Below are 18993 nucleotides of genomic sequence, written 5' to 3' on the forward strand. Positions count from 1 at the left end.
CCCTGCCTATCTATGACCCCTGACGAATATTGCCAGGAGAAAGCCGCCAAAAGCGGTTCCAGCTTCTACTACTCATTCCTGTTCCTGCCGCCCGAACGCCGCCGCGCGATCACGGCGCTTTACGCCTATTGCCGCGAAGTGGACGACGTGGTCGACGAATGCACCGACCCGTCGCTGGCCCGCATCAAGCTGGCCTGGTGGCGCACGCAGGTCGACCAGATGTTCGACGGCAAGCCCGACCACCCCGTCACGCGCGCGCTGCAACCGCACCTGGAAAGCTGTTCGATCACCCGCGAGCGCCTGCTGGCCGTGGTGGACGGCATGGAAATGGACCTGGACCAGACGCGCTACCTGGACTGGCCCGGCCTGCGCAAGTACTGCTGGCACGCGGCCGGCGTGGTCGGCGAGCTGTCCGCCGGCGTGTTCGGCTACAGCGATCCCAAGACGCTGGTCTATGCCGAAAAGCTGGGCCTGGCGTTCCAGATGACCAACATCATTCGCGACGTTGGCGACGATGCGCGCCGTGGCCGTATCTATATTCCAATCAACGACATGCAGCAGTTCGAGGTCAAGGCGTCGGACATTCTGAATGGCGAGTACTCCGACCGTTTCAGCGCCTTGATGAAGTTCCAGGCCGACCGCGCCCGCGAACTCTACCGCGAGGCCATGAGCAATCTGCCCGAAGCGGACCGCCGTTCACAACGCCCGGGCCTGATGATGGCCGCGATCTACCACGCGCTGCTTGATGAAATTGAACGCGACAACTGGCAGGTGCTGCACCAACGCATCTCGCTGACGCCGCTGCGCAAGCTGTGGCTGGCCTGGAAAACCTGGGTGGGCGGCGGACGCGGACTGGTCCGCCGGTTGGCGCGGTGAAGGCGGCGGTTATCGGTGCGGGCTGGGCCGGCTTGGCGGCCAGCATCGCCCTGCGCGAAGCTGGCGCCAAGGTCACCGTGTTTGAAGCCGGCCACACGCCCGGCGGCCGCGCCCGCCGCGTATTCCATGAGTCTTTCGACGCCCCGCTGGACAACGGCCAGCACCTGCTGGCGGGCGCCTACCGGCAAACGCTGGCGCTGATGCGCCGCGTGGGCCGCAACCCCGACGCCCTGCTGATGCGCCGGCCGCTGCGGCTGGCCAGCCTGGACGGCCGCTTCCGTTTGTCCGCGCCCCGGTTGCCCGCGCCCTTGCACATGGCGGTTGCCATCCTGCGCGCACGCGGCCTGACCTGGGCCGACCGCTATGCCGCACTGCGCCTGATGCGTGGCCTGAAAGCCATGTCGTGGTCGCCCCCGCGCGACTGGACCGTGCTGCAACTGCTGCACTATCACGCGCAATCCGATGTGCTGATCCGCCAACTCTGGGAACCGCTGTGCCTGGCCGCGCTGAACACGCCTTGCGCCACCGCCAGCGCCGCGCTGTTTGCGCGCGTGCTGCGCGATAGCCTGGCCGGCGACCGCGAAGACAGCGACCTGCTGCTGCCCTGCACCGACCTGTCGGCGCTCTGGCCCGACGCCGCGGCGCGCCAGGTCACCATGCGCTATGGCAACACGGTGCGCCAACTGCATCCCTCGGCTGACGGCATTGTCGTCAACCAGGAACGCTTTGATGCCGCCGTGCTGGCCGTGCCACCCACCTATGCCGCCCGGCTGCTGGACGCGCCCTTGCGCGAGGCCGGTGCCATCGGCCTGCTGGAAGCGCTGAAGGCATTCGACTACCTGCCGATCGCCACGCTGAACGTACGCCTGGCCGAACCCTGGCGCTTGCCGGAACCCATGATGATGCTGCGCGAGGAAGCCGCGCGCGGGCACGTCGGGCAGTGGGTGTTCGACCGCGCGCAATTGGCGGGCGACACCAAGGCCGGCGAACTGGCCGTGGTGGCCAGCGCCGCTACCCGCATCGCGGAACGCAATCGCCGCCAGGTCATTGAAGCCTTGATTGATCAAGTCGCTGAACAGGCGGCGCGCCACCCCGCGCGCCTGCCCGCCATGCCGGAAGTGACGGCCGCCGAACTCCTGATTGAAAAGCGCGCCACCTTCGCCGCGGTGCCTGGCTTGACCCGCCCGCTGAATACCACGCCATGGCCTACCCTGGCGTTGGCGGGCGACTGGACGGATACGGGCTACCCCGGTGTGTTGGAAGGCGCGGTGCAAAGCGGCCTGCAGGCGGCTCGCGTGTTGAATCCCCGCGCGAATTGAGTCGCGCCGCTATTCTTTCAGCGCAATAGATGCACGGTGGCGATGCCCGCCGCCGTCAACGCCAGCGACCCCACCAGGCTGATACCTGCATAGCCGAATGCGGTGCCATAGGCGCCGCGCTCCAGCATGGACACGGTTTCGGCCGAGAACGTGGAAAACGTGGTCAAGGCGCCCATAAATCCGGTGATGACCCCGAGCCGGATCCACGTCGGCCATTCCGGGTGGCCCGCCACCAGCGCCAGCGCCACACCCACCAGATAGCCCCCCGCCAGGTTCACGGTGAACGTGCCCCAGGGCCAGGACTCCACGTTCAACCACATGCTGACCAGCCAGCGCGTCCACGCGCCCAGCACGGCGCCCAGGCCCACGGCCAGGAAGTTCAGCGGAATCAAGGTTTGGTAAATGGACATGAGCGTCGGGGCGTCCGGGCGGGCCGGGCGCCAAGCAAAAGACCAGCAGCAGCATAACCCGCGCTTCCTCAAATCTGGCTGAAAAACTCAGGCCCTTCGCCGCTGTTCGGCCCTTGATCCCCCAGGGGTTTCGCGACCCCGCCACGTCGTAATCGATTGAAATTTCCTTGCTCGCGCCGCCCTGCCTTTTATAAGAGTAATTCTCATTAAATGTTAGAATCCGCCGCTTCAAACCGAATCCCGCATGGACAGTCAACCCACTCCGAAGCGCCGGGCCTACTGGCTCAAGACCTTGCATCAATGGCACTGGATCAGTTCGGCGCTATGCCTGCTGGGCATGCTGCTGTTTGCCATTACCGGTCTCACGCTGAACAACGCCTCGCACATTGAATCGAAGGCGGTGGTTACCACCCGCCAGGCGCATTTGCCCCAATCCGTGCTCAAACAGTTGACGGCGCCGCCCAAGCAGAAGAAGGCGCCCTTGCCGCCCCCCGTGGCGCAATGGCTGGACGACACGTTCGATGCCGGCGCGGCGGGCAAAGCCGCCGAATGGTCGGCCGACGAGGTCTATCTGTCCTTGCCCCGCGCGGGCGGCGACGCCTGGTTGTCCATCGACCTGGCCAGCGGCGACGTCGAATACGAACGCACCGATCGCGGCTGGGTTTCCTACCTGAACGATTTGCACAAGGGCCGCAATACCGGCCTTGCCTGGAGTTGGTTCCTGGACATCTTCGCCGTCGCCTGTCTGGTCTTTTCGCTGACCGGGCTGGTGCTGTTGAAGATGCATGCCGGCAACCGTGGCGCGACCTGGCCCATGGTGGGGTTGGGCGTGGTGATTCCCGTCGTCCTGGCGCTGCTCTTCATCCACTGATTCCTTCGATCCGCCCCTGGAGATTTCCATGCGCAAACTGTTGTTGTCGGCCCTGCTGGCCGGTGCCATCGCCCGAACGGCCAATGCGGCCGACATCGGCCTGTCCATCGAAGTGCCGCGCCTGGATGTGGCGGAGTACCACCGCCCTTATGTGGCGATCTGGATCGAAAACGCCGACCAGAGCGTGGCCGCCGACCTGGCCGTCTGGTACGACGTGGCCAAGAAGAACAACGAAGGCACCGAGTGGCTCAAGGACATGCGCCAGTGGTGGCGTCGCAGCGGCCGCAACCAGCAGTTTCCGGTGGATGGCGTCAGCGGCGCGACCAAGCCCGTGGGCAAGCATGCGCTGAACTTCGACGCATCCTCGAAGCCGCTGGCCTCGCTCAAGCCCGGCCAATACGCCGTGGTGGTGGAAGCGGCGCGCGAAGTTGGCGGCCGCGAATTGCTGCGCATTCCTTTCCAGTGGCCGCCGCAAAAGGCGGAGCAACTGACTGCGCAAGGCGAACACGAACTGGGCGCCATCGCGCTCAACCTCAAACCCTGATGCCCACCCCTTGCCTTCAAGGAACACGAACATGAAATCCGCCGCCAAACTGGCCGCCGCCCTGGCGCTGTGCCTGCCCTTCGCCGCCCACGCGCATGATGTGTGGATGGTGCCGTCATCGACCGTGCTGTCGGGCACCGATAGCTGGATCACCGTTGACGCCGCAGTCGGCAACGACAAGTTCTATTTCAACCACGCGCCGCTGCGCCTGGACGGCCTGGCCGTCATCGCGCCGGACGGCAGTGCCGCCGAGGCCGAAAACATCAATCGCGGCAAGCTGCGCAGCACCTTCGACCTGCAACTCAAGCAAAGCGGCACCTACCGCGTGGCCGTCGTCAACGACGGCGTGTTCGCGCGCTGGAAGGAAGACGGCAAGAACAAGCGCTACTTCGGCAAGGTGGAAGGCATGGCGCAAGCCGTGCCCGCCAACGCGCAAGAGCTTGAGGTATCGCAAAGCCTGGGCCGCGTGGAAACCTTCGTCACGGCGGGCAAGCCCAGCACCGTCAAGCCGGTGGGTCGCGGCCTGGAACTGGCGCCTGTCACCCACCCGAACGACTTGTTCACGGACGAAGCGGCCACCTTCCAGATGCTCTTGGACGGCCAGCCCGCCGCCAACCTGGAAGTGAACGTCGTGCCCGGCGGCAGCCGCTATCGCGACAAGGTCGGCGAGATCAAGCTCACCACTGACAAAGACGGCAAGTTCTCCGTCAAGTGGCCGCAACCCGGCTTGTACTGGATTGAAGCCGGCATGGAAGACGCCAAGGTCAGCGTGCCGCAAGCGAAGAAGCGCCGCCTGTCCTACGCCGGCACCGTCGAAGTGCTGCAACCCTAAGCAGGACGATCGCGTGCCGGTTGTTCCGTCCTACGCGCCTGGCGGCACGGCCGCCCCCGTCGTGCGCGTGGCCTATGGCGCCATGCCCTCACCCCTGCCCGCCCTGGCGGCGCTGGCGGGGGCGACCATGGGCACCACCTGGTCAGCGCGCATGGCCTTGCCCGCCGGGTGCCGCGAGGACGCAGCGCGGCGCGCCATCCAGGCTGCGTTGGACGAGGTGGTGGCGCAGATGAGCACCTGGGAATCGGTGTCCGACATCACGCGCTTCAACCAGGCCACGCCCGGCTGGCTAGCACTGCCGGATGGATTCTTCCATGTGCTGCGCCATGCCATGCTGTTGGCCGAGGACAGCGGCGGCGCCTACGACCCCACGGTGGGTCCGCTGGTGAATGCCTGGGGCTTTGGTCCGCACCAGCGCGCCTTCGAACCGCCTTCGCCCGCCGCCATCGACACCGCCCGCCCGCGCTGCGGCTGGCAGCGGGTGCGGCTGGATACCGCGCAGCAGGCGGCGTTTCAGCCGGGCGGCGCGTATCTGGACCTGTCGTCCATTGCCAAGGGCTATGGCGTCGACCGCGCCGCGCTGGCGTTGGACGCGCTGGGCATCACGCAGTACCTGGTGGAAGTGGGTGGCGAATTGCGCGCACGCGGCAAGCGGCCCGACGGCCAGCCCTGGCGCGTGGCGATTGAAGTGCCCGATGCCAGCGACGACCACGCGCTGGCCTTGCCGCTGCAAGACCACAGCATCGCCACGTCGGGTGACTATCGGCGCCACGCCGGCAACGGCGACGCGCGCTATGCCCACACCATCGACCCGCGCACCGGCCGGCCGGTACGCAATAACGTGGCGTCGGTATCGGTGCTGCACCCCGAATGCATGCAGGCCGACGCGCTGGCCACCGTGTTGACGGTGCTGGGCGAAACGGACGGCCTGGCCTACGCCCGCCGCCACAACCTGGCGGCCTTGTTCATCCTGCGCGACGCCCACGACTACCGCGTCGTTGCGACTCCGGCATTCGAGGCGTTGGTCCAGACCCTGCCCCCGAGCCCGCCCCAAGCTCTGGCCCAAGCGCGCTGATCCAATGAGCCCTACCCGCCTGATCGCAGCCGCTGGCGTCATCACGCTATGGCTGCTGCTGTGCCTGTGGGCATGGCGCCGTGCACAGCAACACAAGGCGCGGCAGGCGCAGGCGCTGCAAGCCCTGAACGCCCCCGCCGCCGACGATGCGCTGCTGGTCGCTTACGCAAGCCAGACGGGCTATGCCGAAACCTTGGCGGCGCAAACCGCCGAATCCCTGCGCGCGGGCGGCTTGACGGTGCGCGTGGCCGAGCTTGGTCAGTTGGACCTGGCCCGCCTGTCCGGCTACCGCCGCATGCTGTTCGTGGTCAGCACCTATGGCGAAGGCGATCCGCCCGACTCGGCCGCCGCGTTCGCCAGCCAGATGCAGGCCGTGCACACACGCGCACTGGCCGGCGCACAAACCGCCGTCCTGGCGCTGGGCGACAGCGAATACGCGCATTTCTGCGGCTTTGGGCATCAGCTTGATGACTGGCTGCATGCGCAAGGCGCCACGCCGCTGTTCGACCTGGTGGAAGTGGACAACGACGACCCTGCCGCGCTGCGCCACTGGCAACATCATCTGGGCCTGCTGGCCGGCCGTAGCGACCTGCCCGACTGGCAAGCCCCGGTCTACGAACCCTGGCGGCTGGCGGCGCGCACACTGCTGAATCCCGGCAGCCAGGGCGGACCTTGCTACTTGCTGACGTTGACGCCGCCGACCGGCCAGGCAGCGCACTGGCAGGCCGGCGATATCGCGGAAATTGGTCCGCGCCTGGAGCTCGGCGGGCCGCTGCAAACGCACCGCGAATATTCCATTGCGTCGCTGCCGCAAGACGGCGCCATCGATCTGCTGGTGCGCCAGATGCGCAGCGCGGATGGCGGGCTGGGCGTGGGTAGCGGGTGGTTGACCCACGTGGCCCAGGTCGGCGAACAGATCGACCTGCGCGTGCGAAGCAATCGCAACTTTCATGCGCCCGACGATGCGCGCCCGATGATCCTGGTGGGCAACGGCACCGGGCTGGCCGGGCTGCGCGCGCTGATCAAGGCGCGCTGCGCGGCGGGCCATCGTCGCAACTGGCTGATATTCGGCGAGCGCAACGCTGCGCATGACGCCTTCTGCCGCGACGACATCAGCGCCTGGCGCGAAGACGGCACGCTGGAACGGGTGGACACGGTCTATTCGCGTGACCAGCCCCAACGCCGGTACGTGCAGCAGGTGTTGCGCGAGGAAGCGGACACCGTGCGGCAATGGGTGTCGGCGGGCGCCGCGATCTATGTCTGCGGCAGCCTGCAAGGCATGGCGGCGGGCGTGGATGCCGCGCTGGAAGACATTCTGGGTGCGGAGCCCCTACAAGCGCTGCTACACGCCGGCCGTTACCGGCGCGACGTGTACTAGGCACGCTTTGGTACGTGCCCCGACCCGCGTTGCTTATTGCAGCTTGATCTGCGCGCGGTCGATCACCGTCTTCCAGCGGTCGCGTTCGGTGCGGATCTGCTCGCCGAATTCAGCCGGGGTATTACCCAGCGGAAACGCGCCCGTCTCCTCCATCTTCGCGGCCGTGGCCGGGTCCCGCATCGCCTGGGCAAAGGCCTGCGCCAGCTTGTCGCGCACGTCGGCCGGCATGCCCGCCGGGCCCACCACGCCGTACCAGGCGGTAACGTCGTAATCCTTGTAGCCTTGCTCGGCAAACGTCGGCACATCCGGCAGACGCGGGTTGCGCTGGGCGCCCGTGATGGCCAGCGCGTGCAGATGCTTGCTCTTGATGTAGGGCAGCGACGACGGGAAATTGTCGAAGATCACCGGCACCACGCCGCCCACCGTGTCGGTCAGCGCAGGCGCCGAGCCCCGGTACGAAATGCTGTTCATCTTGCCGCCAATCAACTGCATGAACCAGATCATGCCCAGGTCATTCACGCCGCCCGCGCCGGCATTGGCGTAGCCGTCCTTGTTCGGATTGGCGCGCACATGTTCGACGAATTCGGCCAGAGTCTTCGCCGGGTATTTCGGGTTGACGCTAAGAATGTTGGGGCTGGTGACCAGGTTGCTGATAGGCGTGAAGTCCTTGACCGGGTCATACCCCAGCTTGGGAAACAGGTGCGGCGCGGTGCCGTGGGTGCTGACGGTGGCCAGCCCCAGGGTGTAGCCGTCCGGCTTGGCGCGCGCGGTGGCCATCATGCCGATGGTGCCGGACGCGCCCGTGCGGTTTTCCACCACGATCTGCTGGCCCAGGATCTCGCCCGCCTTCGCCGCCGCCACCCGCCCGACGATGTCGGTGGGGCCGCCGGCCGGAAACGGCACGATCAAGGTAATGGGATGGTCTGGAAAAGCGGCGTGGGCGGCAGGCAGCACGGCGGCCAGCGCCACGGCAATCAGTGTCTTGCGCATCATGATGGGTTGATCTCCTTGGGGTTGTTGTTGTGAGCGGCCTCGCGCCGCAATATCTTGCCGGGCCGTGTCATGCCCGGCGTGGCGGGAAACACCGGCTGGCCATTGACCAGCACGTGTTCAACGCCAATGGATGGCAGCGTGGGCGCGTCCCAGGTGGCGCAGTCGGCCACCGTATCCGCGTCGAACACCACGATGTCCGCCCAGGCGCCGACGCTGAGCTGGCCGCGTTCGGCCAGGCCGAACACGCGCGCGGGCAAGGCCGTCATCTTGGCCACGGCAGCTTCCAGCGTCAGCAGTTGGGCTTCGCGCACATAGCGGCCCAACACGCGCGTGAAGCTGCCCCACAGGCGGGGATGCGGATGCGCGTCGTTGGGCAGGCCGTCCGACCCGACCATGCAGCATTCGTGTTTGAAGATGCGCTGCACCTCGGCCTCGTCCATGGCGAAATAAATGGCGCCGGCAGGGCAAAGGCGTTGCGCGGCTTCGGTCTTGTCGCAACCCCAGCGCGCGGCGATATCGGCCAGCGATTCGCCGCTGCATTCGGGATGCGGGACTGACCACGTGATGCGAATGTCGTCGATGCTGTCGGCGCGCTCGGGGATCAGGATCGTTGAGCTGCCCGGATACGGATAGATGTCCAGCGCCACGTCGATGCCCTCGGCGCGAGCCCGGTCGATGTTGGCCAGCGTGGCGCGGCTTTTGCCCCAGTTGCGCGGCATCATGCATTTGTGGTGCGACAGCACCGTGGCGCAACCCGTGTTGCGGCCCACGGACAGCACTTCGTCCACGGCGGCCTCGACCTCGTCGCCCTCGTTGCGGATGTGGCTGGTGTGCAGCGCGCCGTGGGCCGCGGCCACACGCGCCAGGCCGTCCAGTTCCGCTTGCTCGGCCACGCCGCCCGGCTGGTAGGCCAGGCCCGTGCTGAAACCCACCGCGCCGGCCGCCAGTGCATCGGCCAGCATGCGCTGCATGGCGTCCTGCTCGGCCGGTGTGGGCGCGGTGGTGGGGTCGCGCATGGCGGCCAGCCGCAGGTTGGCGTGGCCGACCAGCGCCGCCACGTTGATCATGGGTTGCTGCGCGCGCAAGGTGTCGAAGTAGGCGTGCATGTCGGCAAACAAGGGCGTTTCGCCCAGCAGCGCCAACGCCGCCGCCGTGTTGCCAGGCAAGGGCGCGGGCGCGCCGCTGACGCCGCAATTGCCGACCACCACCGACGTGATGCCCTGGCTGGTCTTCCATTCCAGACCAGGCTTTTCCACGAACATCAGGTCATCGTGGCCGTGTGAATCAATAAAGCCCGGCGCCACGATCTTGCCGTGCGCCGCCACCCGGTGCGTGGCGCTCACGCCCGACAGGTCACCAATGGCCGCGATGCGTTCGCCCGCCACGCCCACGTCCGCGCGAAGCCTGGGGCCGCCCAGGCCGTCGATGACCCAGCCGCCTTCAATGATCAGATCCAACTGTTCGTGCCGCATGATTGTCCTGCCTGGATGAAGCCCCTAGTATCGTCGGCGCGATCAATCTGGAAAAATTGTTTTTATTGATCTATCTATCGTGATTTGAAATGAATCGCCTACCCAAGCACGTCACCCTGAAGCACCTGACCGCGTTCGTCGCGGTGGCACAGGAATCCAGTTTCACGCACGCGGCCAAGCGCTTGTTCCAGACCCAATCGTCCGTGACGAGCCTGGTGCGACAACTGGAAGACGCCTTGGCCACGCAGCTTTTTGCGCGCACCAGCCGGCGCGTGCTGCTGACCGCGGCGGGCGAAGAATTCCTGCCGCGCGTGATGCGCTTGCTGGCGGATTTTGATGGCGTGATCGAAGACGTGGTGCGCTTTGGCGCGCTTGAGCGCGGGCGCGTGGGCGTGGCGGCGGCGCCATCGGCCATCACGCAGATCATCGCGCCCGCCGCCACGGCCTTCGCCGCGCAATACCCCGCTGTGCGCCTTTACCTTAGCGACGATAATTCCGGCCGCATCCAGCGCAAGGTGGCCGCCCGCGAGGTGGACTTCGGCCTGACCAGCCGCTGGGCCGATGCGCCGGGGCTGCGCTTTGACCCCTTGCTGGAAGACCGCTTCGGCGTGCTCTACCGCGCCGATGACGATAGCCTGCGCCCGGGCCGCGACGGCACTATGCGATGGTCGGACCTGGCGGGGCGCAAGCTGGTGGGGGTGGTGGACGAAACCGGCATCATGGCGCTGCTGCGCGCCCGCGCCGACCTGCCGATCGAGGCGGGCGCGCCGTTCTATGAAGCGTCCAGCACTACGTCGCAGGCGGCGCTGGTCAAGGCGGGGTTAGGGGTGGCCCTGCTGCCCGCGTTGGCCGCTGAACGAGTACGGGAACCCGGGCTGGCCTATGCGCTGCTGGCGCGCCCGACCGTCGTGCGTACGGTGTGCATCATCCGGCACAAGGAATATCCGTTAAGCCCGGCAAGCCATGCGCTGATCCGCGCTATTCATGATTACCTGCGCACGGCGACGCTGCCCGCCGGCTGCAAGCGGGTGCGAGAAATTCCCGGCAGGCCGAAGCCGGAGCCGGGTCTTAGTCAATAGGCTGAATCCACCGCATGCATCAACAGCCTGAATCAAAAGCTCAGATTCTTGAACTCGCGCGTGGCGGCGGTCAGCGCTTGTTCGGTGGGCAGGCGTTCCATGGAACTGGCGCCGTAGAAGCCGTGGCAATGCTTGCAGGCGCGCAGCACGTGGGCGGCGTCCTCGGGCGTGGCGATGGGGCCGCCATGACACAACACGATGATGTCGGGCCGCACCGCCAGCGCGGCGGCGGCGATGCGGTCGATGGCCGCCACGCAGCCGTCCAGCGTCTGCGCGGTTTCAGCTCCGATGGAGCCGCCCGTGGTCAGGCCCATGTGCGCCACGATGATGTCCGCGCCCGCCTGCGCCATGGCCACCGCGTCGTCCTCGTTGAACACGTAGGGCGTGGTCAGCATGCCCTTCTGATGCGCCAGGCGGATCATGTCGACCTCCAACGCGTAGCCCATACCGGTTTCTTCGAGATTGGCGCGGAAGGTGCCGTCGATGAGGCCCACGGTGGGAAAGTTCTGCACGCCCGAGAAGCCCTGGCGTTTCAGGTCGTCCAGGAACACGTCGAAATCGCAGAACGGATCCGTGCCGTTCACGCCCGCCAGCACCGGCGTCTGCTTCACCACGGGCAGCACTTCGCGGCCCATGTCGACCACGATCTCGTTGGCGTTTCCATACGCCAGCAGGCCCGCTAGCGAACCCCGGCCCGCCATGCGGTAACGGCCCGAGTTATAGATGACGATCAGGTCGATACCGCCCGCTTCCTCGCACTTGGCCGACAAGCCCGTGCCCGCGCCGCCGCCCACGATGGGCGTGCGCGCGCGCACCATGGCGCGAAACTTTTCCAGCAGTTCATTACGGTCAAAACGCGGCATGGCGGCGATCCTTAGCGGGTAGCGATTTCAAGAAATTGGTCGACCGCTGTCTGGGCGAACAAGGGGTCGTTGATATGGCAGGGCACGCGCACCAGGCGGCGGTCCGGCGTCTGCACCACGTGCTTTTCCAGCGCGGCGAACAGCGCGGCATCCGCCTCGGGGTCCCAGAATGCCTGGCCCGGCGCATCCAGCGCCGACACGCCGCCTTCCGGTATCAAAAAGCGCACCGGCCCGTTGCATTGGTTCAGCTTCGCGGCAATCCATTCGCCCTGCCGCGTGTTCTCTTCGGCCGTGGTGCGCATCAGCGTCACCTGCGGGTTATGCGGGTAGAACGTGCGGCCTTGATAGCGTTCGGGCACGGTGTCCATGCCGCCGAAGTTCACCATGTCCAAGGCGCCGCACGAGCCGACATACGGCGCGCCGGTGCGGGCCACGGCGCCCAGACGGTCTTCGGTGCAGGCCAGCACGCCGCCAAACAGGAAGTCGCAGACTTCGGTGGTGGTCAGGTCCAGCACACCGGCAAGCAGGCCGCTGTCCAAGAGCTTTTCCATCGACTGCCCGCCCGTGCCCGTGGCATGGAATACCAGGCAGTCGTAGCGCGAGTCCAGCAGCGGCGTCACCTGCTGCACGCAAGCTGTCGTGACGCCGAACATGGTGATGCCCACGGCCGGGCGGCTGTCGCCGTCGCCGGTGGAGGCATTGGCGGCGGCCATGCGGTGCGCCCCCGCGATGGCGCCCGCCGCGTTGGCCAGCACGCGGCGTGATATGCGGTTCAGGCCGGCCACGTCCGTCACGGAATACATCATGGCGATATCCGACGGGCCGACATAGGGCGCGACATTGCCCGAGGCCATCGTGGACACCATCACCTTGGGCGTGCCGATCGGCAGCGCGCGCATGGCGGGCGTGATCAACGCCGTGCCGCCCGAGCCGCCCAGGCCCAACATGGCGCCAATGCCCGCGTGGCTGGCCACGTAGCGTTCAAAGGCCAGCGCCATGGCCGCGATGGCCGTGCCCCGGTCGCCGGTGAACACGGCGTCCACCCCACCCGGGTGGCTGGCCGCCACGTCGCGCGCCTGGATCTGCGCCGTGCTGGCGGCGCCCGTGGTGGACACGTCCACCGACACCACGTCCAGCCCTTCGCGCTTGAGCAGGTTCACCACGTACTCGGCTTCCTGGCCCTTGGTGTCATAGGTGGCGGCAACAAAGACCTGCTGATTTGAATGCGTCATGGCTCCTCCGTGGGCGGCTACACTCGGTGCGCGCCTCGATATGTGAGGCCTAAATGTAAGGTCCCGATGAAGGTCCAAACAGGCCAGTAGAATCAAGAAATGAGACGAAAGAATCATACTGAGACACCAGTCTCACGTCAAACCTCGCCCCCTGTCCGCCCGCCCTCGGCCGCGCGCCTGATCGCGCCCGCCAGCCCGCAGGCGGCAGCAAGCGGCGAGCCGCCGCACGGCCCGCGCGCGCGCATGCGCAAAACCTTGCTGGACGCCGCCCAGCAGTTGATGGCGCAAGGCATCACGCCATCGGTCGCCGAACTGGCCGAACACGCCCAGGTGTCACGCGCCACGGCGTATCGCTACTTTCCCAGCCAAAGCGCGTTGATCGCGGCGGTGGTGGACGAAAGCCTGGGGCCCATCCTGGCTTGGGATTCCGACGCGCCCGACGCCGCCACCCGCGTCGACGAACTGCTGCGCTTCGCCTACCCCCGGCTGGCCTCGCACGAGGCGCCCTTGCGCGCGGCCATCATGGTGTCGCTACAGCAGCACGCCGAAGCCAACGCAGGCAAGCCCGCCGCCGACCCCAGGCTGGTGCGCGGCCACCGCGTCGACATCCTGAAGCGCGCCATCGCGCCCTTGGCAAGCGAGCTGACCCCGGCGCAGCAGGACCGCGTGGCGCAAGCGCTGTCGCTGGTCTACGGCACCGAAGTGTTCCTGGTCTTGAAAGACATCTGGCACCTGGACCTGCCCGCCGTCACGGACGTGGTGCGCTGGACCGCCAACGCCATCATCCAGCAAGCGCTGGCCGAGGCACGCACGCCGAATGCGTAGCGAGTGCGTGTAGCAGCTGCGCGTAGCAATGCGTGTGGCGCATGGGTGTCGTAGCGGCATGTAGTAGCGGCATGTAGTAGCGGCATGTAGTAGCTGCGTGAACGCCCACGCCTTGCTGTCACGGCCGCGTCACCCGCCACGGGCATAGTTCCGCGTTTTGCGGCCTGCCTTCGCGGGCCGCGCGACGTTGGAGTGTGTCCATGCAGTTCGAAGTATCCCGCTTGCGCCGGGCCATCATGCCCTTGTCCCTGGCTTGCGTCACCCTGTTGAGCGCCTGCGGCGGTAGCGATGACGACGATGAAGCCGTCGTCGAACCCACGCCCCCGGTCGTCACCGAGCCCGCCCCGCCCGTGGACCCCAAGCCCGTCGAAACCGGCGCCTGGACCACAGGCGACCTGCACGTGCACACCTACCAATCGGACGACGCGCAAGTCAGCCTGGAAAGCGCGCTGGACCAGGCTTTTGACCGCTACAAGCTGGACTGGGCCGCACTCTCGAACCATCTGCGGCTGTCGGGGCGCGACCATACCGGCACGGCGCTGGCTGGCGGCGCCATTCCGTTTTCCACCGGCATGGCCTTGTATGAAGTGCCCTTCATCAAGACCGCGCAGGCTGCCGGCCGCTATGCCGGCAAGATCATTTTCTCGTCCTTCGAATGGGACATGCCCACGCATGACCACGTCAACATCGGCATTGGCACCGATGACCCGCTGTCGGACAAGTCGCTCACGGCCGTGGCCGAATTCGAATACCTGTTCACCAACCGCGCCCCCGCCCTGTTCGACCCCTTGCTGGTGTCGCGCCTGTCTGGTGAAACCCGTGCCTACACCACGCATGCCGATTCCTTGGCGGCGTTGAAGTGGCTGCGCGACAAGCATCCCGACAGCTACATGCTGTTGAACCACCCCTCGCGCTACGCGGGCAAGTACACCGTGGCGCAATTGCGCGAGATGAACGACCTGGCGCCCAACGTCTTCTTCGCCATCGAAGGCATGGTCGGCAACCAGATGGAGCCGGATCGCGGCGGTTACGCCTCGGCCTACACCAACGCCTTCCTGCCCAACCGCACCTATGGCGGCGTGGACTACCTGGTGGCGCATCTGGGCGGCACCTGGGACGCGCTGCTGGGTGAAGGCCGGCGCATCTGGACAGTGGCGGATTCCGACTACCACTTCCGCACGGCCTCGGGCCTGTATAGCTCGGGCTATGCGCCCGGAGAATACGCCAAGACGCATGTGTGGAAAGACGGCGACAACATGGCGGCGGTGGTGGCCGGCCTGAAGAGCGGCCGCGTGTTCGGCGTGTTCGGCGACCTGATCGACGCCCTGGACTTCCAGGCACAAGGCGCGTCCGGCACCGTGCACATGGGCGGCGAACTGCAAGCCACCAAGGGCGAAAAGGTGGAAGTCACCATCCGCTTTCGCAGCCCGGACAGCAACAACTATGAATACCCCATCGAAAGCGGCAACCCCACCTACGTCAAGCCTACCGTCAACCACGTGGACCTGATCGTGGGCGACGTGGGCGCGCGCGCCGCCGCCGGCACGCCCGATTACGACGCCGACACCAACCCGTCCACGCGCGTGCTGGCCCGCTTCACGCGCGCCGACTGGACGGTGGACGCCGACGGCTACAACGTCATCAAGACCACGGTGACGGCGGACAAGAGCCAGTATCTGCGCCTGCGCGGCACCAACCTGGGCGTGGACGTGGCCGGCGAAACCGCCGCCGGCGAGCCGCTGCCCGACGCCAAGGTGGACTTGGCCGACAACGTTGCGCGCTTCAACGCCATCAATGCGCGCAACTACAACGACCTGTGGTTCTACTCGAATCCGGTGTTCGTGACGGTTGCGCAGTGAAGTAGCCTCCGTCAGTAAAACCCAGCCGCGCCGGACGCGGCACAAAAAAAAGCCTGGCATCTTTCAATGCCAGGCTTTTTGCTTACTGCTTTTGCTTACTGCTTACTGCAAGGTTCGGGTGAAGATGAATTCGCCGTCTTGCCAATCCACCGGCACCACGTCGCGTGGCCCGAACTTGCCTTCCAGGATCATGCGCGCCACCGGGTTTTCAATCTGCTGCTGAATCGCGCGCTTCAAGGGGCGTGCGCCAAACACCGGATCGAAGCCGGAGCGAGCCAGCTCGGCCACCGCGGGCTCGGTGACTTCCAGCCGCATTTCCTGCTTTTCCAGCCGCGCGGCCAGGCGGCGCAACTGGATGCGGGCGATGGACTCGATGTGCTGCGCTTCCAGTCCGTGGAACACCACCACTTCGTCGATACGGTTCAGGAATTCGGGGCGCAGGGTTTCCTTGAGTTCACCCCACACCACTTCCTTGACCACGTCGTAAGGCTGACCCGCCAGGCTCTGGATGTGATGCGAGCCCAGGTTGGACGTCATCACGATCACGGTGTTGCGGAAGTCCACCGTGCGGCCCTGGCCATCGGTCAGTCGACCGTCGTCCAGCACTTGCAGCAGCACGTTGAACACGTCCGGATGCGCCTTTTCAACTTCATCCAGCAGCACCACGCTGTACGGCTTGCGGCGCACGGCTTCGGTCAGGTAGCCGCCCTCTTCATAGCCCACGTATCCCGGCGGCGCGCCAATCAGCCGCGCCACCGAATGCTTCTCCATGAATTCGCTCATGTCGATGCGGATCATGTGGTCTTCGGAGTCGAACATGAACTCAGCCAGCGCGCGCGTCAGCTCGGTCTTGCCCACGCCGGTGGGGCCCAGGAACAGGAACGAACCGTAGGGCCGCGCCGGGTCAGCGAGACCCGCGCGCGAACGCCGGATGGCGTCGGACACCAGGCGCACGGCCTCGTCCTGGCCCACCACGCGCTTGTGCAGGAATTCCTCCATCTGCAGCAGCTTCTCGCGTTCGCCCTGCATCATCTTGGACACCGGAATACCGGTGGCGCGCGACACCACTTCGGCGATCTCTTCCGCGCCCACGCGGGTGCGCAACAGACGCGGACGGCTACCGTCGCCTTCGGCGTTTTCGGCGGCCTGCGCGGCGCCCACTTCGGCGGCCTTCAAGCGCGATTCCAGGTCAGGCAGCTTGCCGTATTGCAGTTCGGCCAGCTTGTCGAATTGACCCTTGCGTTGCAGTTCGGCCATTTCGGCGCGCACGCTGTCGATCTCTTCCTTGATGGCCTGGGTGCCTTGCACGGCGGCCTTCTCGGCCTTCCAGATTTCCTCGAAGTCGTTGTATTCGCGTTGCAACTTTTCCAGTTCGTCTTCGATGACGCCCAGGCGGCGCTTGGAGGCGTCGTCGGTTTCCTTCTTGACGGCTTCGCGCTCGATCTTCAACTGGATGATGCGACGGTCCAGCTTGTCCATCACTTCCGGCTTGGAATCGATTTCCATGCGGATGCGCGCACCGGCCTCGTCGATCAGGTCGATGGCCTTGTCGGGCAGGAAGCGGTCAGTGATGTAGCGGTGCGACAGTTCAGCCGCCGCGACGATGGCCGGGTCGGTGATTTCAACGCCGTGGTGGATTTCATAGCGTTCCTGCAAGCCGCGCAGGATGGCGATGGTGGATTCCACATCGGGTTCGTCGACCAGCACCTTCTGGAAGCGCCGTTCAAGGGCCGCGTCTTTCTCGATGTACTTGCGGTATTCGTCCAGCGTGGTCGCGCCGATGCAGTGCAGCTCGCCGCGCGCAAGCGCCGGCTTGAGCATGTTGCCCGCGTCCAGCGCGCCTTCGGCCTTGCCCGCGCCCACCATGGTGTGCAGCTCGTCGATGAAGACGATGTTGCTGCCGTCGTCCTGGCCCAGCTCTTTCAGCACGGCCTTCAGGCGTTCTTCGAATTCGCCACGGAACTTGGCGCCGGCCAAGAGCGCGGCCAGGTCCAAGGACAGCACGCGCTTGCCGCGCAGGGTCTCGGGCACTTCGTCGTTGACGATGCGCTGCGCCAGGCCTTCGACGATGGCGGTCTTGCCCACGCCGGGCTCACCGATCAGGACCGGGTTGTTCTTGGTGCGGCGTTGCAGGATCTGGATGGTGCGGCGGATTTCGTCGTCGCGGCCGATGACCGGGTCCAGCTTGCCCTGACGGGCGCGCTCGGTCAGGTCCAGGGTGTACTTGGACAAGGCTTCACGGTTGGACTCGCCTTCGGCGCCCGAGACGTTTTCGCCGCCGCGCACGGCGTCGACGGCGGCTTCCAGGGCTTTCTTCTGCAAGCCCGCTTCACGCAGGATGCGGCCGGCCTCGCCTTTGTCGTCGGCCAGCGCCAGCAGGAACAATTCGCTGGCGATATAGGTGTCACCCCGGCGCGCGGCTTCCTTGTCGGTGCGGGTCAGCACCGCGTTCAAGTCGCGGCCCACCTGCACGTTGTCGTCGCCCTGCACTTGCGGCAAGGACTTCATGGCGGCTTCCAGCGCGGGCTGCAGGCGGTTGACCGCCACGCCGGCGCGCGCCAGCAGGCTACCGGCGCCACTGTCCGGATCGGACAGCAATGCCGACAGCACGTGCACGGGCTCGATATAGGGATGATCGTTACGGGCGGCCAGACTTTGAGCGTCGGCCAGGGCTTGCTGGAACTTGGTGGTTAGTTTGTCGAATCGCATAATGGTCGTTTGGCTTGTTGGAGAGCCTGACCGATACGTGCCGGCTGGCTCGATATCCTGAATATGCGGCCAGATGAGAGAATTTCAACACCTGCCGCCCCATGGTTTGCATCGACGTGCTGGGCTTCGACGGCTTGAAGAACCGATTTATGAGCATATACGTTTTTATCTACGGCACCCTACGCGCGGGCGAAATCAATGATCTGGCGCAAGCCGCCGCGCGGCGCGGCCTGCCCGCGGCCCAATGGGTGGCGCGCGCCACGGTGCCCGGCATGCTGGTGGATTTCGGCCAGTGGCCGGGGCTGATCCCCGTGGCTGACGGGCGCCGGGTGCGCGGCGATGTCTATTGTGTGGACCCGGCCCTGATCGCCCTGATGGACGAGATTGAGGAATACGTCCCCGGGCAGCCGTGCTGCTTTGTGCGCCGCGAGATCACAGCGCGGCTGGAGACGCCGCTTGATGGTGCCCTCGACCTGCCCTGCCAGTACTATCCGATTGATCCAGCGCACCGGGCGTTGGCCGTGGACATTTCGGAAGACGACTGGGTCGCCTACCGGCAAGCGCGTCCGGCACCCCTCGGCCCGTAAGACACCCGTAGTAACAACCGACTACAATGGATTTTGTCTTCACGCTTGTACACCCGTGGGGGGCTTCCC

17 protein-coding genes are annotated in these 18993 nt (G+C 66.2%); 11 read left to right on the forward strand and 6 right to left on the reverse strand.

Annotated elements, in window-relative coordinates; genetic code table 11:
• Window positions 1-12: 12 nt before the first annotated feature.
• Together hpnD and hpnE are read left to right on the forward strand one after the other, a co-directional pair.
• Window positions 13-876 (forward strand): presqualene diphosphate synthase HpnD, encoded by an 864-nt coding sequence (hpnD, locus tag ACE04A_RS02530; RefSeq protein ID WP_448715945.1) that lies wholly within the window; start codon window positions 13-15, stop codon window positions 874-876.
• Window positions 873-2195: a hydroxysqualene dehydroxylase HpnE gene (gene hpnE, locus ACE04A_RS02535; RefSeq protein WP_448715944.1), complete on the forward strand. Its 1323-nt coding sequence runs from the start codon at window positions 873-875 to the stop codon at window positions 2193-2195. Before hpnD ends, hpnE begins: the two co-directional genes overlap by 4 nt.
• 17 nt (window positions 2196-2212) lie before the next feature.
• Here the strand turns inward: hpnE and crcB are convergent, their stop codons facing one another.
• The gene (crcB, locus tag ACE04A_RS02540) at window positions 2213-2605 is read right to left on the reverse strand and encodes a fluoride efflux transporter CrcB (protein WP_448715943.1); all 393 of its coding nucleotides are present in this window, start codon (window positions 2603-2605) and stop codon (window positions 2213-2215) included.
• 244 nt (window positions 2606-2849) lie between these two features.
• Between crcB and ACE04A_RS02545 the strand changes: the two genes are divergently transcribed.
• From ACE04A_RS02545 to ACE04A_RS02565, 5 genes are all read left to right on the forward strand, one after another.
• The gene (locus ACE04A_RS02545) at window positions 2850-3476 is read left to right on the forward strand and encodes a PepSY-associated TM helix domain-containing protein (RefSeq protein ID WP_448715942.1); all 627 of its coding nucleotides are present in this window, start codon (window positions 2850-2852) and stop codon (window positions 3474-3476) included.
• 28 nt (window positions 3477-3504) lie between these two features.
• Window positions 3505-4020 (forward strand): DUF2271 domain-containing protein, encoded by a 516-nt coding sequence (locus ACE04A_RS02550; protein WP_259246213.1) that lies wholly within the window; start codon window positions 3505-3507, stop codon window positions 4018-4020.
• A gap of 31 nt (window positions 4021-4051) precedes the next feature.
• Window positions 4052-4852, forward strand: a complete 801-nt coding sequence (locus ACE04A_RS02555; protein ID WP_259246212.1) for a DUF4198 domain-containing protein — start codon at window positions 4052-4054, stop codon at window positions 4850-4852.
• Window positions 4853-4934: 82 nt separating this feature from the next.
• Entirely contained in the window at window positions 4935-5927 is a 993-nt protein-coding gene (locus ACE04A_RS02560; RefSeq protein ID WP_485819845.1) for an FAD:protein FMN transferase, read from the forward strand.
• 4 nt (window positions 5928-5931) lie between these two features.
• Window positions 5932-7305 carry a sulfite reductase subunit alpha gene (locus ACE04A_RS02565; RefSeq protein ID WP_448715941.1) on the forward strand — a complete coding sequence of 458 codons (1374 nt, stop codon included), beginning with the start codon at window positions 5932-5934 and terminating at the stop codon, window positions 7303-7305.
• A 33-nt stretch (window positions 7306-7338) separates the two neighbouring features.
• Here the strand turns inward: ACE04A_RS02565 and ACE04A_RS02570 are convergent, their stop codons facing one another.
• Together ACE04A_RS02570 and ACE04A_RS02575 are read right to left on the reverse strand one after the other, a co-directional pair.
• Window positions 7339-8298 carry a tripartite tricarboxylate transporter substrate binding protein BugE gene (locus tag ACE04A_RS02570; protein ID WP_485819829.1) on the reverse strand — a complete coding sequence of 320 codons (960 nt, stop codon included), beginning with the start codon at window positions 8296-8298 and terminating at the stop codon, window positions 7339-7341.
• On the reverse strand, window positions 8295-9770 hold the full coding sequence (locus tag ACE04A_RS02575) for an N-acyl-D-amino-acid deacylase family protein (protein ID WP_485819830.1): 1476 nt from the start codon (window positions 9768-9770) through the stop codon (window positions 8295-8297). Before ACE04A_RS02575 ends, ACE04A_RS02570 begins: the two co-directional genes overlap by 4 nt.
• Before the next feature lie 89 nt (window positions 9771-9859).
• On the opposite strand from ACE04A_RS02575, the gene ACE04A_RS02580 reads away from it, so the two are divergent.
• A complete protein-coding gene (locus ACE04A_RS02580) occupies window positions 9860-10849 on the forward strand; it encodes a LysR family transcriptional regulator (RefSeq protein WP_448715938.1) in 990 nt (329 codons plus the stop codon).
• A 32-nt stretch (window positions 10850-10881) separates the two neighbouring features.
• Here the strand turns inward: ACE04A_RS02580 and ACE04A_RS02585 are convergent, their stop codons facing one another.
• Window positions 10882-11712 (reverse strand): phosphoenolpyruvate hydrolase family protein, encoded by an 831-nt coding sequence (locus tag ACE04A_RS02585; RefSeq protein ID WP_100856404.1) that lies wholly within the window; start codon window positions 11710-11712, stop codon window positions 10882-10884.
• Between the two features lie 11 nt (window positions 11713-11723).
• Window positions 11724-12944 carry a Tm-1-like ATP-binding domain-containing protein gene (locus tag ACE04A_RS02590; RefSeq protein WP_448715937.1) on the reverse strand — a complete coding sequence of 407 codons (1221 nt, stop codon included), beginning with the start codon at window positions 12942-12944 and terminating at the stop codon, window positions 11724-11726.
• A 177-nt stretch (window positions 12945-13121) separates the two neighbouring features.
• On the opposite strand from ACE04A_RS02590, the gene ACE04A_RS02595 reads away from it, so the two are divergent.
• Window positions 13122-13769, forward strand: a complete 648-nt coding sequence (locus ACE04A_RS02595) for a TetR/AcrR family transcriptional regulator (protein WP_448716118.1) — start codon at window positions 13122-13124, stop codon at window positions 13767-13769.
• A gap of 200 nt (window positions 13770-13969) precedes the next feature.
• A complete protein-coding gene (locus ACE04A_RS02600) occupies window positions 13970-15628 on the forward strand; it encodes a CehA/McbA family metallohydrolase domain-containing protein (RefSeq protein WP_448715936.1) in 1659 nt (552 codons plus the stop codon).
• A 102-nt stretch (window positions 15629-15730) separates the two neighbouring features.
• Here ACE04A_RS02600 and clpB read toward each other — a convergent pair whose 3' ends face one another.
• Complete coding sequence (gene clpB / locus ACE04A_RS02605; protein ID WP_463095514.1) at window positions 15731-18337, reverse strand: ATP-dependent chaperone ClpB; 2607 nt, start codon at window positions 18335-18337, stop codon at window positions 15731-15733.
• 149 nt (window positions 18338-18486) lie between these two features.
• Here clpB and ACE04A_RS02610 point away from each other — a divergent pair, with 149 nt between their 5' ends.
• Window positions 18487-18924: a gamma-glutamylcyclotransferase family protein gene (locus ACE04A_RS02610; protein WP_448715935.1), complete on the forward strand. Its 438-nt coding sequence runs from the start codon at window positions 18487-18489 to the stop codon at window positions 18922-18924.
• Window positions 18925-18993 lie beyond the last annotated feature (69 nt).

This window comes from Achromobacter colocynthidis (genome assembly GCF_057334535.1).